The organism is Cronobacter sp. 153480017-3 (assembly GCF_053627815.1).
Genome location: NZ_JBSEYN010000007.1, coordinates 1 through 12,521, shown reverse-complemented (window position 1 = coordinate 12,521; position 12,521 = coordinate 1). Strand labels below are relative to the sequence as shown.

12 protein-coding genes and 2 tRNA genes are annotated in these 12,521 nt (G+C 55.5%); 6 read left to right on the top strand and 8 right to left on the bottom strand.

Features of this window, described 5'->3' with window-relative positions:
- Positions 1-6: 6 nt before the first annotated feature.
- Complete coding sequence (gene lpcA, locus ACUW6V_RS15585) at positions 7-588, bottom strand: D-sedoheptulose 7-phosphate isomerase (protein ID WP_007698112.1); 582 nt, start codon at positions 586-588, stop codon at positions 7-9.
- Positions 589-816: 228 nt separating this feature from the next.
- Between lpcA and fadE the strand changes: the two genes are divergently transcribed.
- Positions 817-3,261, top strand: a complete 2,445-nt coding sequence (fadE, locus tag ACUW6V_RS15580; RefSeq protein ID WP_454038574.1) for an acyl-CoA dehydrogenase FadE — start codon at positions 817-819, stop codon at positions 3,259-3,261.
- Positions 3,262-3,367: 106 nt separating this feature from the next.
- Entirely contained in the window at positions 3,368-4,138 is a 771-nt protein-coding gene (locus tag ACUW6V_RS15575) for an amidohydrolase (RefSeq protein WP_032988186.1), read from the top strand.
- Between the two features lie 89 nt (positions 4,139-4,227).
- Here ACUW6V_RS15575 and ACUW6V_RS15570 read toward each other — a convergent pair.
- Both ACUW6V_RS15570 and dnaQ read right to left on the bottom strand, forming a co-directional pair.
- A tRNA-Asp gene (locus ACUW6V_RS15570) sits at positions 4,228-4,304 on the bottom strand.
- A gap of 132 nt (positions 4,305-4,436) precedes the next feature.
- Positions 4,437-5,168, bottom strand: a complete 732-nt coding sequence (dnaQ, locus tag ACUW6V_RS15565; RefSeq protein WP_007864609.1) for a DNA polymerase III subunit epsilon — start codon at positions 5,166-5,168, stop codon at positions 4,437-4,439.
- On the opposite strand from dnaQ, the gene rnhA reads away from it, so the two are divergent.
- The gene (gene rnhA, locus ACUW6V_RS15560; RefSeq protein WP_161571848.1) at positions 5,122-5,697 is read left to right on the top strand and encodes a ribonuclease HI; all 576 of its coding nucleotides are present in this window, start codon (positions 5,122-5,124) and stop codon (positions 5,695-5,697) included. The two genes, dnaQ and rnhA, sit on opposite strands and share 47 nt — an antisense overlap.
- On the opposite strand, the gene ACUW6V_RS15555 is transcribed toward rnhA, so the two are convergent.
- Complete coding sequence (locus tag ACUW6V_RS15555; protein ID WP_004387416.1) at positions 5,694-6,410, bottom strand: class I SAM-dependent methyltransferase; 717 nt, start codon at positions 6,408-6,410, stop codon at positions 5,694-5,696. The genes rnhA and ACUW6V_RS15555 overlap by 4 nt on opposite strands.
- 32 nt (positions 6,411-6,442) lie before the next feature.
- On the opposite strand from ACUW6V_RS15555, the gene gloB reads away from it, so the two are divergent.
- Positions 6,443-7,198, top strand: a complete 756-nt coding sequence (gene gloB / locus ACUW6V_RS15550) for a hydroxyacylglutathione hydrolase (protein WP_007892232.1) — start codon at positions 6,443-6,445, stop codon at positions 7,196-7,198.
- A 71-nt stretch (positions 7,199-7,269) separates the two neighbouring features.
- The gene (gene mltD, locus ACUW6V_RS15545) at positions 7,270-8,643 is read left to right on the top strand and encodes a murein transglycosylase D (RefSeq protein ID WP_004387418.1); all 1,374 of its coding nucleotides are present in this window, start codon (positions 7,270-7,272) and stop codon (positions 8,641-8,643) included.
- Between the two features lie 61 nt (positions 8,644-8,704).
- On the opposite strand, the gene ACUW6V_RS15540 is transcribed toward mltD, so the two are convergent.
- Together ACUW6V_RS15540 and ACUW6V_RS15535 are read right to left on the bottom strand one after the other, a co-directional pair.
- On the bottom strand, positions 8,705-9,475 hold the full coding sequence (locus ACUW6V_RS15540) for a class I SAM-dependent methyltransferase (RefSeq protein WP_041460606.1): 771 nt from the start codon (positions 9,473-9,475) through the stop codon (positions 8,705-8,707).
- Between the two features lie 70 nt (positions 9,476-9,545).
- On the bottom strand, positions 9,546-10,349 hold the full coding sequence (locus tag ACUW6V_RS15535; RefSeq protein WP_004387420.1) for an endonuclease/exonuclease/phosphatase family protein: 804 nt from the start codon (positions 10,347-10,349) through the stop codon (positions 9,546-9,548).
- 217 nt (positions 10,350-10,566) lie between these two features.
- Between ACUW6V_RS15535 and yafC the strand changes: the two genes are divergently transcribed.
- A complete protein-coding gene (gene yafC, locus ACUW6V_RS15530) occupies positions 10,567-11,454 on the top strand; it encodes a DNA-binding transcriptional regulator YafC (RefSeq protein ID WP_012125694.1) in 888 nt (295 codons plus the stop codon).
- Between the two features lie 18 nt (positions 11,455-11,472).
- Here yafC and dkgB read toward each other — a convergent pair whose 3' ends face one another.
- Entirely contained in the window at positions 11,473-12,276 is an 804-nt protein-coding gene (gene dkgB, locus ACUW6V_RS15525; RefSeq protein WP_012125695.1) for a 2,5-didehydrogluconate reductase DkgB, read from the bottom strand.
- Positions 12,277-12,427: 151 nt separating this feature from the next.
- Positions 12,428-12,504: transfer RNA gene (locus ACUW6V_RS15520), tRNA-Asp, on the bottom strand.
- Between the last annotated feature and the right edge of the window lie 17 nt (positions 12,505-12,521).

Genomic DNA, 12,521 nt, shown 5'->3' with positions numbered 1-12,521 from the left:
GCCTTATCAGGCTTTGACCATCTCTTTTTCGATAAGCTGGATCAGGATGTGGATCACTTTGATGTGAATTTCCTGAATACGATCAGCATAGCCGAAATGCGGTACGCGAATTTCCACATCCGCCGTTCCCGCCATTTTGCCGCCGTCTTTACCGGTCAGCGTGATGACTTTCATGCCTTTGGCGCGCGCGGCGTCGATCGCTTTGATCACGTTGCCGGAGTTGCCGGAGGTAGAAATGCCGAGCAGAACATCGCCTTCGCGCCCCACCGCTTCGACATAGCGGGAGAAGATGTGGTCGTAACCGAAGTCGTTGCCGACGCAGGAGATGTGGCTGACGTCGGAAATCGCGATCGCCGGGTAGCCCGGACGGTTTTCACGGTAGCGCCCGGTCAGCTCTTCGGCGAAGTGCATCGCGTCGCAGTGCGAGCCGCCGTTACCGCAGGAGAGCACTTTACCGCCCGCTTTAAAGCTGTCTGCCAGCAACACCGCCGCACGCTGGATAGCGTGAATATTGGCTTCATCTTTCAGAAAGTTAGCCAGCGTTTCGGCCGCTTCGTTCAGCTCGTTACGAATCAGATCCTGGTACATGAGGGATATCCTTCAGCATTAAAAAGTAACCGGATGCAGTGTACCGGATAGCGCCGGGAGCGAGAAGCGCTACACCGCGCCGGGCATACAGGTTTTGCGTTTACGTGCGGCAACAATGTGAGCCAGGTTGTAATTATTTTGTGAACGCATTGCTAAAAAAAGCAACATCCTCTACAACCATATCATCACAAGTGGTCAGACCTCCTACAAGCAAGGGAGCTTTTCTTTATGATGATCTTGAGTATCGTTGCCACCCTCGTTCTTATCGGTGCGCTGTTTTACCATCGCGTCAGCCTGCCGCTCAGCAGCCTGATTTTGCTCGCCTGGACCGCCGCGCTCGGCGCCGCTGGCCTCTGGTCGCTGTGGCTGCTGGTGCCGCTGGCGATCATTCTGGTGCCTCTCAACGTTACGCCGATGCGTAAATCGCTGATCTCCGCCCCGGTGTTCCGCGGCTTTCGTAAAGTGATGCCGCCGATGTCGCGCACGGAGAAAGAAGCGATCGACGCCGGGACGACCTGGTGGGAAGGCGATCTGTTCCGCGGCAACCCGGACTGGCAGAAGCTTCATAACTACCCGCAGCCGAAGCTGACCGCCGAAGAGCAGGCGTTTCTCGACGGCCCGGTGGAAGAAGCGTGCCGCATGGCGAACGACTTCCAGATAACCCACGAAATGGCGGATCTACCGCCGGAGCTGTGGGCATTTCTGAAAGAGCATCGCTTCTTCGCGATGATCATCAAAAAAGAGTACGGCGGTCTGGAGTTCTCGGCTTACGCGCAGTCCCGCGTGCTGCAAAAACTCGCTGGCGTCTCCGGCATTCTCGCCATCACCGTTGGCGTGCCGAACTCCCTCGGCCCCGGCGAATTGCTGCAACACTACGGCACCGACGCGCAGAAAAACCACTACCTGCCGCGCCTGGCGCGTGGCCAGGAAATCCCCTGCTTTGCGCTCACCAGCCCGGAAGCGGGCTCTGACGCCGGTGCTATCCCGGATACCGGCGTGGTCTGCATGGGCGAGTGGCAGGGCGAGCAGGTGCTCGGCATGCGCCTCACCTGGAACAAGCGCTACATTACGCTCGCGCCTATCGCCACCGTACTGGGCCTCGCGTTCAAACTCTCTGACCCGGATCGCCTGCTGGGCGGCGAGCAGGAACTCGGCATTACCTGCGCGCTGATCCCGACAAACACGCCGGGTGTGGAAATCGGCCGTCGCCACTTCCCGCTCAACGTGCCGTTCCAGAACGGGCCGACGCGCGGCAAAGATATCTTCGTCCCTATCGATTACATTATCGGCGGGCCGAAAATGGCCGGTCAGGGCTGGCGTATGCTGGTGGAATGCCTGTCGGTGGGCCGCGGCATTACGCTGCCGTCTAACTCGACCGGTAGCCTGAAGTCGATTGCGCTCGCCACCGGTGCCTACGCCCATATTCGCCGTCAGTTCAAAGTCTCTATCGGTAAGATGGAAGGGATTGAAGAGCCGCTGGCGCGTATCGCCGGTAACGCCTACGTGATGGACGCCGCGGCGTCGCTGATTACTTACGGCATTATGCTTGGCGAAAAACCGGCGGTCCTGTCGGCGATTGTGAAATATCACTGCACCCACCGCGGTCAGCAGTCCATTATTGACGCGATGGATATCGCAGGCGGTAAAGGCATTATGCTTGGCGAGGGCAACTTCCTGGCCCGCGCTTATCAGGGCGCGCCTATCGCGATTACGGTGGAAGGCGCGAATATCCTGACCCGCACCATGATGATCTTCGGCCAGGGCGCGATCCGCTGCCATCCGTATGTACTGGAAGAGATGGCGGCGGCGCAGAATAACGACGTGAACGCCTTCGATAAACTGCTGTTCCGCCATATCGGCCACGTGGGCAGCAACCTGGTGCGCAGCTTCTGGCTTGGCCTGACCAACGGCCTGACCAGCCGCAGCCCGACCCGAGACGCCACGCGCCGCTACTATCAGCATATCAACCGCCTGAGCGCCAGCCTGGCCCTGCTCTCCGACGTGTCGATGGCGGTACTGGGTGGCAGCCTGAAGCGTCGCGAGCGTATCTCGGCGCGCCTGGGCGATGTGTTGAGCCAGCTCTATCTGGCCTCGGCGGTGCTCAAGCGCTATGACGACGAAGGCCGCCAGGAAGCGGATCTCCCGCTGGTGCACTGGGGCGTGCAGGATGCGCTGCATCAGGCCGAGCAGGCAATCAGCGATCTGCTGCGTAACTTCCCGAATGGCGCGGTGGCTGGCCTGTTGAGCCTGGCGATTTTCCCGGCGGGCCGCCGTTACGACGCGCCTTCCGATAAGCTCGACCATAAGCTTGCGAAGATCCTGCAAACGCCGTCGGCGACCCGCTCGCGCATCGGCCGTGGTCAGTACCTGACGCCGAGCGAGCATAACCCGGTCGGGCTGCTGGAACAGGCGTTGCTGGAAGTGATGGCCGCCGATCCTATCCACCAGCGCATTTGCAAAGAGATGGGCAAAAACCTGCCGTTCACCCGCCTTGATGAGCTGGCGAAACGCGCGCTGAAAGAAGGCCGTATCAATGAAGATGAGGCCGCCATTCTTATCCGCGCCGAAGAGAGCCGTCTGCGCAGTATTAACGTAGACGATTTCGAACCGGACGCGCTGGCGACACAGCCGGTAAAGCTGCCGGAGACGGTACGTAAAGTCGAAGCAGCCTGATTCTGGCCTGTTAAAAACCCCGCTCCGGCGGGGTTTTTTATTGCCTCGCATCCTGTCGCGTGCATGATAAAGTGACCTGAGTTGCCAATGACGGGGGAGTCTGAACGTGTCTGGTTTAAAAATTTCTTTGATGCAGCAGCCACTCAGCTGGATGGACGGGCCCGCTAACCTGCGCCACTTCGACCTGCTACTGGAGAAGGTCCAGGGACGGGATCTGATTGTGCTGCCGGAGATGTTTACCACGGGCTTTGCGATGGAAGCCGCGCAGTCATCGCTGCCCGAAGAGACCGTCGTCGCCTGGATGCAGGAAAAAGCCCGCCAGACCGGCGCGATGGTGGCCGGCAGCGCGGCGTTGCAGAGCGAGCGCGGGCCGGTGAACCGTTTTCTGCTGGTGGAGCCGCAGGGCGCGGTGCATCGCTACGATAAACGGCATCTGTTTCGCATGGCCGATGAGCATCAGCATTATGTGGCGGGCGACACGCGCCTGGTGGTGGCGTGGCGCGGCTGGCGCATTCTGCCGCTGGTCTGTTATGACCTGCGCTTCCCTGTGTGGTCGCGCAACCGCGACGATTACGACCTGGCGCTGTATGTGGCGAACTGGCCCGCTCCGCGCGCCCTGCACTGGCAGGCGCTGCTGACCGCACGCGCTATTGAGAACCAGGCGTATGTCGCGGGCTGTAACCGCGTCGGCAGCGATGGTAACGGTCACCACTACCGCGGCGACAGCCGTATTATCAACCCGCAGGGCGACATCATCGCCGCCAGCGAGCCACACCAGGCAGTGCGTGTGGAAGCCGAATTGTCGCTGGAGTCGCTCAGAGAGTACCGCGAGAAATTCCCCGCCTGGCAGGATGCCGACCGTTTTACGCTTGAGTAAAACGCTATGGGTCGTTTGCGGCCCGCGTTTTTTCCTGACGCTGAAATGACGAAAGCCCGAATCATTGCTGATTCGGGCTTTCTGAATAGTGGCGGAACGGACGGGACTCGAACCCGCGACCCCCTGCGTGACAGGCAGGTATTCTAACCGACTGAACTACCGCTCCGCGTTGTGTTCCCCTGGGAACGGGGCGAATATTACGGGCTGCCCCCTGTGCCGTCAACGCTTTTTCTCACATTTTGAATCGTTTGCTTTAAAAATCGCCCGCCCGGCGATTTTGTCAGCGTTTTCAGTACAATCAGGCGCGCCAGAGGCAGCTGCCGCCCTTCTTCTGTACCAGATCGAGACGTGATTCATGCGCCGCCAGCTCTTCATCGCACGCCCGGACCACTTTCAGGCGAGAGGCCTGGCGTACCACGCGCTGAATGCCGGTATCGCCCTGTTGCTGTTGCCCGTCACCTTCCATCGCGAACGCAATAGACGTCTGCCCGCCGGTCATCGCCAGATAGACATCCGCAAGAATCTGGGCATCGAGCAACGCCCCGTGCAGCGTACGTTTGGTGTTGTCTATTTCATAACGCGAGCATAACGCATCGAGGCTGTTGCGCTTGCCCGGGAACATCTTACGGGCCAGCGCCAGGCTGTCGGTGATTTTGCAGAACGTTTCGGTTTTCGGAATGCCGCGGTTGAGCATGCCGAATTCGTAATCCATAAAGCCGATATCGAACGAAGCGTTATGAATGACCAGCTCAGCGCCGCGGATGTAATCGAGAAAATCATCCACTACATCGCCGAACACGGGCTTATTCATCAGGAACTCATCGGAAATTCCGTGAACCATAAAAGCTTCCGGGTCCACCAGCCGGTCGGGCTTCAGGTAGACGTGGAAGTTATTGCCGGTCAGGCGGCGGTTGATGACTTCAACCGCACCGATCTCAATAATGCGGTGCCCTTCATAATGGGCGCCTATCTGGTTCATACCGGTGGTTTCGGTATCCAGAACGATCTGTCGTGTAATAGCTGTGCTCATAGCGCTCGTTTATGTCAGACTTGGCTTTTTACTCACAGGAAGTCTACCAGAGATGCGTAAACAGGTAGAAATTTTCACCGATGGATCTTGTCTCGGCAACCCGGGGCCTGGCGGCTATGGCGCTATCCTGCGCTATAAACAGCATGAGCGGACCTTCAGCGCTGGCTATCGTCTGACCACCAATAACCGTATGGAACTGATGGCGGCGATTGTGTCCCTTGAGGCGCTTCGTGAGCACTGCATTGTGACGCTCAGTACCGACAGCCAGTATGTCCGCCAGGGCATCACCCAGTGGATCCATAACTGGAAAAAACGCGGCTGGAAAACCGCCGAGAAGAAACCGGTAAAAAATGTCGATTTATGGCAGCGGCTGGATGCGGCGCTGAGCCAGCACGAAATCAAATGGGAGTGGGTGAAGGGCCATGCCGGTCACCCGGAAAACGAACGCTGCGACGAACTGGCCCGCGCAGCCGCAATGGCCCCGACGCTGGAAGATACCGGCTATCAGCCTGAAGCGACAGCCAGCTAAGGTTTACGGTACTGGCGCGTGGCGCCGACCGCCGGGCGCAGATGCGTACGGGCGCGCGGCTTCATTAACGGGTTAATGGTCAGCGGGATGGTGCGCTTACGCGCTACCATCACCTGCAAACATCCGAGTGCCGGCAGATGCCTGGTCAGCATCTTTCCGCCCTGCCGACACCACGGCAATACCTGGCAGCGGCTGTAATGGAGCAGTTCGAAATTGAGCAGCGATAGCCAGTCCATCTGACGCATCATGGTAAACATGCGGCTATTTACGGGCGCACGTTTGCGCACAAACGGCAGAAGTTTGGCCGCCCCGAGCAGGCTGACGGGATTGAATCCCGTCATAATCAGCCAGCCGTCGTCAATCAGCACGCGGTCCGCCTCATTAAGCAGACGGTGCGGATCGGGGCACCAGGGCAGCGTATGCGCCAGCAGACAGGCATCCACGGATTTCGCGGCAAACGGCAGATGCAGCGGATCGCACTTAACCTGTAATGCGTCGCCCTGTAAGGCGACATTGACCTGATGTGAAATCGCGCAGGCTTCGGTGTTTATCTCCGCGCTGAGATTGCCTATCTTAAGTAAATGAAAGCCATACATTTTCCCAAGCCAGGGCTGGAGTTCCCGCTCAAGCGTCGCGCGATAATGGTCGCCCCAGGAAAACGCATCCCAGTGGGCCGGAGCGCTGAGTGTCGCGGGTGTCCGTGCCGGTTTCATCACTACCTTCCGTAACGCATAAGAGGTGATTTATGAATCTTAACAGTATTCCTGCTTTCGAGGATAACTACATCTGGGTGTTGAATGATGATGAAGGAAAATGCCTGCTTGTCGACCCTGGCGAGGCAGAACCCGTTTTTCGCGCCCTTGAGGAAAACCAGTGGCAGCCGGTGGCTATCCTGCTTACGCATCATCACCACGACCATACGGGCGGCGTGAAAGCCTTAGTGGCGCGGTTCCCGGATATTACTGTGTACGGGCCGGAAGAGACCCGCAGCAAAGGCGCGCAGGTTGTAGTCAACGATGGGGAGAAGTTCAACATCCTTGGCTGCGAATTCCTTGCATTCTCTACGCCAGGTCACACTTTAGGACATTTCTCATATTTCAGTTTCCCTTATCTTTTCTGCGGCGACACGATGTTCTCCGCTGGCTGTGGTCGCCTGTTTGAAGGCACGCCCGCGCAGATGTATCACTCCTTTCAGAAAATAAACGCGCTGCCTGAAGATACGCTTATTTGCTGTGCGCATGAGTACACATTAAGCAATCTTAAGTTTTTAGTGGCTATTTTACCGGACGATCCCGCTTTAACCCAATATTATCGAGAAGTTAATGAGTTACGTGCAAAAAATCAAAAAACACTACCCTCAATTCTTAAAAATGAGCGCCAAATAAATCTTTACCTGCGATTAGAAGACGATGATTTAATTGATAAAATTAATCCAGATCTTCGGTTGTCCACTCCTGAAGAGAGATTTGCATGGTTAAGGTCAAAGAAAGATAACTTCTAGAAATTCTTGCTTGTATTCGGGAAAGTTCGCCGTTATCATTGCTCGTCTTTTAAGCAACTATTGACACACACATGAAGGCAAAAGCGATCTTACTCGCCTCTGTCCTGCTTGTGGGGTGCCAGGCGTCTCAACATGACGGCGGCGTTCAACAGCATGCACAGAGCCTTTCTGCGGCTGGTCAAGGGGAAGCAGGAAAGTTCGCTGGTCGAGCGGCTTCTGCGCGTTGGATGGATGATGGAACTTTCCTCGCGCAAGATCAGGACCTGTGGACTTTCATTGGCGACGAGCTAAAGATGGGGATTCCGGAAAATGACCGGATCCGCGAACAAAAACTGAAGTACTTGAGTAATAAGAGCTATCTCCACGATGTAACTTTACGGGCAGAGCCGTATATGTACTGGATAGCCGGGCAGATTAAAAAACGTAATATGCCAATGGAACTGGTACTACTACCCATAGTGGAGAGCGCTTTTAACCCCCACGCGACATCTGGCGCGAATGCCGCAGGCATCTGGCAGATTGTCCCGAGCACGGGGCGGAATTATGGTTTAAAACAGACCCGAAATTATGACGCGCGTCGTGACGTGGTGGCCTCAACCACTGCCGCACTCAACATGATGCAACGTCTGAACCGGATGTTTGACGGCGACTGGCTACTCACTGTCGCGGCTTACAACAGCGGTGAAGGTCGTGTATTGAAGGCAATGAAAGCGAATAAAGCACGTGGCAAACCCACGGATTTTTGGTCGCTCTCACTGCCACAGGAAACCAAAATTTACGTGCCGAAAATGCTGGCGCTGAGTGACATACTCAAAAACAGCAAGCGGTATGGGGTGCGTTTACCAACAACGGATGAAAGCCGCGCGCTGGCACGCGTGAAGGTGAATAACCCGGTGGAAATGGAACAACTGGCGGAAATGGCCGGGATTTCAGTGAATAAACTGAAAACCTTCAACGCAGGCGTTAAGGGCTCAACCCTCGGCGTAAGCGGGCCGCAGTACGTGATGGTTCCACAGAAACATGCGCAGCAGTTGCGTACGTCTCTGGCCGCCGGTGAAATCGCTGCGGTTCAGCCGACTATGGTTGCGGACAATTCACTGTCTGCGCGGACGTATAAAGTCCGTTCTGGCGATACGCTTTCCGCGATTGCCGCACGGATGAACGTCAGCACCAAAGATTTGCAGCGTTGGAATAATCTGCGCGGCGCGAAACTGAAACCAGGCCAGACGCTCTCTGTCGGCACGGTTAGCGGCGCGGGTGAACTGGCAAGCAATAACGACAGTATCACCTATAAAGTGCGCAAGGGCGATTCGCTCGCAAGCATTGCTAAGCGTCACGGCGTTAACATTAAGGATGTGTTGCGCTGGAACAGCGATACGGACAATCTGCAACCGGGCGATCAAATCACCCTGTTTGTTAAGAACAGTTCGACGCCAGATTCCTGACGACAAGCCGTATAAACAAGAAAGGCACCGATTCCCCCGGTGCCTTTTTCTTTATCTGGCGTTATGCCGCCTTGCTCGCCTCAATGATAATCGTATCACTGGTAAAAGATCCGTCCTCCTGCAGCGCGAAATAGCGTTGCACTTCTGCTGACGCACTTTGCTGATAAACCCGAATAGCCTGCGACAGCGTGTCGGGTGTACGCATTCGTGCGATCCAGCTGCCAAACTCCAGCGCCAGTTTGTCGGTACGCACATCCCGCGTGATAAGCCCGGCCTGATTGAACATCTGCAACCACTCGCCACTGGCATAGTTACGAACATGCGAGGTATCACGCAGCGCTTCGATCGTTTGCAGCCAGATATCCAGCACCGGATGGCCGGGCGAGAGAATATCCATCATGATCATCATGCCGCCGGGCTTCAGAACACGCTTTACCTCACGCAACGCCAGACCGACATCGTGCCAGTGGTGCGCCGAATAGCGGCTGATGACGATATCAAAACTCTCCGCCTCAAAAGGCAACGACTCGGCATAACCCTGACAGGTCGACAGATGCTTAAGCCCGCGTTCACGCGCCGCTTCTTTCACGACCGTGAGCATGGAAGAGGACAAGTCGTACGCTACCACTTCGCGTACCTGTTCCGCGGCCGTAAAGCTGGCATGCCCTGCCCCACAACCCAGATCGAGCAGGCGCGCCTGCGGGAATGCCGCCAGCCGCGCGCGCAGATGAACGAGATCGCGCCCTGTAGCATGCACCTGGCTGGTCAAATAGGCCTTCGCCTGGGAGCCAAACTGCTTTTCGACGTTGTCGTGATGAGAGTGTGTTGTCATTGTCATGTCCTTGCGTTGAGTAAAAGAAAGGGCAGGCGCAGGGTCTGCCCAACGGCAGACCTGACACACCTTACTTCTGCTCAGGTTTGCCGGGACTGAATTCGACGAGTAGCGGGTTGTGATCGGAGGCGCGCGTCACCAGGACGGAAGCTTCCTGTACGGCAAGACCGCGATAAAACACGAAATCGAGCGGGCGACCGAACGCACGACGGCGCTGGTCATCGGTAAAACGCACTTCACGCAGTGACATTTCACGCGCGAAGCGGTAAAGCGCATTCATCCTCGGGCGGCTCCAGGCGTTGAAATCACCTGCCATAATGACCGGGCCGCTGTGATGGCCGATCTGGTCGCCGATAGGGCCGAGTTGTTTACTGTAGACATCCACACCCAGGCTGAAATTGACGGCGTGAATGTTCACCACCATCAGTAAGCGGCCATCGGGCAGCGGATAGACCGTGACCAGCGCCGATTTAGAGAGACGCAGGATAGGCTCACGCTCACGCAGCGGGCAGCAATAGACCGGATGTGCGGCAGAGAGCGTCATCACGCCTGACGGGTGTTGCGGCAGCACAAAGGCAGGAACCTGATCCGCAGCCAGATAGTTGGTTGTCGCGAAGCGCACCAGCTCAGGCGTGGTCTGCGCCTCCTGTAATAAGACCAGATGCGCCTCTTTGCCGAAATTTTGCAGGACAGAAAGCCATTCAGCACGCTGTTGCTTGAAGATATTCCAGACCAGCACCCGGAGAGAGCCATCTCCGGGCAAGGGAGCGCCGGCGGGTAATGCCTTTCCTATACTCGCAAACGATCCTGGCGCCAGAATACGTTCTGCTGGCTGACCGGCGACATAGCGCATGGCATAAGTATTTTTTCGCACGTTTCGCTGCTAACCCCTGTAGATGTGTTCGCAAGATAAGCGACCTTTACCTGTTATAGGGATTTTAGCTCACGGATGCAATGGGCGGGATGAAAGCCGCGCGTGAGTGTCGTCGGTTATATCAGCGCATCAGTTCGTACATGGCGTGCTATAAAACGCTGTGGTTAAATAACCGAATTCTCTAAAATGCCATGCAAATTTTGCCTGTGGAGCAACAATGAAAGCCTCTTCTGATGAACTGATTATTTTTGTCGCTGTGGTAGAGAGCGGAAGTTTTAGCCGGGCGGCAGAACAGCTCAACCTCGCGAATTCAGCGGTCAGTCGCGCAGTGAAGAAGCTTGAGATGAAACTTGGTGTCAGCTTGCTTAATCGCACAACGCGCCAGCTGAGTCTGACAGAGGAAGGCGAACGATATTTTCGCCGCGTTCAGCAGGTGTTACAGGAGATGGCGGCAGCTGAAACCGAGCTGATGGAAAGCCGTCAGACGCCGCGCGGGCTGTTACGGATCGATGCCGCTACGCCTGTGATCCTTCATTTGCTGATACCGATGATCAAGCCCTTTCGCGAGCGCTATCCTGAAGTCGCGCTGTCGCTGGTTTCTTCCGAGACGTTTATCAACCTGATTGAGCGCAAAGTAGACGTAGCCATACGTGCGGGTACGCTGACGGATTCCAGCCTGCGCGCCAGACCGCTCTTTACCAGTTACCGGAAAATCGTTGCTGCTCCCGATTACCTTGAGCGTTATGGCGTGCCGAAAAATATATGCGAGCTCAACGATCATGTCTGTCTGGGTTTTACCGAACCCGTATCTTTGAACACCTGGCCGGTTGCCTGTGAAGATGGCCAGCTACTGGAAATTACGCCGGGAATGACTTCGAACAGCGGCGAAACGCTCAAGCAACTGTGCCTTACCGGTAATGGGATCGCGTGCTTATCTGACTTTATGATTGATAAAGAAATCGAACAGGGAAAACTTGTCGAGTTATTGGCGGAGTATAGATTGCCGGTAGAAATGCCCTTTAGTGCAGTCTATTACAGCGATCGGGCTGTGAGTACGCGAATCCGGACCTTCATTGATTTTCTGAGTGAATGGATAAAAAAATAGCCCCAACAGGGGCTAGTTTCAATCCCAGTCTGGTGCCAGGCCATCAGGACTCACCAGACGATCATTACGATCGAGAGCGGCGATAGCCGACATATCGTCAGCATTCAGCGTAAGCGACAAAGCGCCCAGATTACTTTGTAAATTCTCACGCTTCGTTGAGGACGGGATCACTGAATAGCCCAGTGCCATCGCCCAACTGAGGATGACCTGCGCAGGCGTAGCATTATGCTTCTGCGCGATTCGGATAATCGTTTCATCCTTGAGCGCGTTGCCATAGGCCAGCGTCATATAAGAAGTGATATGAATCCCCTGTGCCTGCGCCCATTCAACCACCTTACGGTTTTGCAGATAAGGCGACAGCTCAATCTGATTGGTTGCTATATTATTAATGCCCACGGCATCTATTGCTTGCTGCATCAGCGCAATCGTAAAGTTAGAGATACCAATCTCACGCGTCAGGCCCTGTGCTTTGGCTTCAAGCAATGCCTCCAGAGATTCTTGAACGCTTACAGCATTTCCTGGTGAAGGCCAGTGAATCAACGTGAGATCCACATAATCTGTCCGCAATTTCTGAAGGCTCTCTTTCAAACTTACGATCAGGCGATCTTTGCTCAGATTTTCAGTCCAAATTTTGGTGGTGATATATAGCTCATCGCGTGCCACGCCACTTTCTTTAATCGCCTGGCCTACTGCCGCTTCGTTATCGTAAATCTGTGCGGTATCGATGGCGCGATAGCCCACATCAAGAGCATCTTTTATCGATGCGATGACGACGTCATCTTTCAGACGGAACGTACCTAAACCGAATGCAGGAACTCTCATGTTTTACCTCTCTTCTGAATATAAAGAGATTATGAGAGGAATGATTGAGATGAAAAAGAGTAATAAAAGCAGGAGTTTTTTGTTTGATTCGCAATAATAATTATTAAGACGAAAAAAAACCCTGAGTAAATACTCAGGGCTTCTTAATAAGTGGCGGAACGGACGGGACTCGAACCCGCGACCCCCTGCGTGACAGGCAGGTATTCTAACCGACTGAACTACCGCTCCACCGAATTTCTTCACAC

What these genes read in the sequence shown, in the direction of transcription:
- lpcA (WP_007698112.1), bottom strand. Translation starts at nt 588, where the DNA reads ATGTACCAGGATCTGATTCGTAACGAGCTGAACGAAGCGGCCGAAACG.
- ACUW6V_RS15555 (WP_004387416.1), bottom strand. Translation starts at nt 6,410, where the DNA reads ATGAAACCGGCACGGACACCCGCGACACTCAGCGCTCCGGCCCACTGG.
- dnaQ (WP_007864609.1), bottom strand. Translation starts at nt 5,168, where the DNA reads ATGAGCACAGCTATTACACGACAGATCGTTCTGGATACCGAAACCACC.
- gloB (WP_007892232.1), top strand. Translation starts at nt 6,443, where the DNA reads ATGAATCTTAACAGTATTCCTGCTTTCGAGGATAACTACATCTGGGTG.
- yafC (WP_012125694.1), top strand. Translation starts at nt 10,567, where the DNA reads ATGAAAGCCTCTTCTGATGAACTGATTATTTTTGTCGCTGTGGTAGAG.
- dkgB (WP_012125695.1), bottom strand. Translation starts at nt 12,276, where the DNA reads ATGAGAGTTCCTGCATTCGGTTTAGGTACGTTCCGTCTGAAAGATGAC.
- mltD (WP_004387418.1), top strand. Translation starts at nt 7,270, where the DNA reads ATGAAGGCAAAAGCGATCTTACTCGCCTCTGTCCTGCTTGTGGGGTGC.
- fadE (WP_454038574.1), top strand. Translation starts at nt 817, where the DNA reads ATGATGATCTTGAGTATCGTTGCCACCCTCGTTCTTATCGGTGCGCTG.
- ACUW6V_RS15540 (WP_041460606.1), bottom strand. Translation starts at nt 9,475, where the DNA reads ATGACAACACACTCTCATCACGACAACGTCGAAAAGCAGTTTGGCTCC.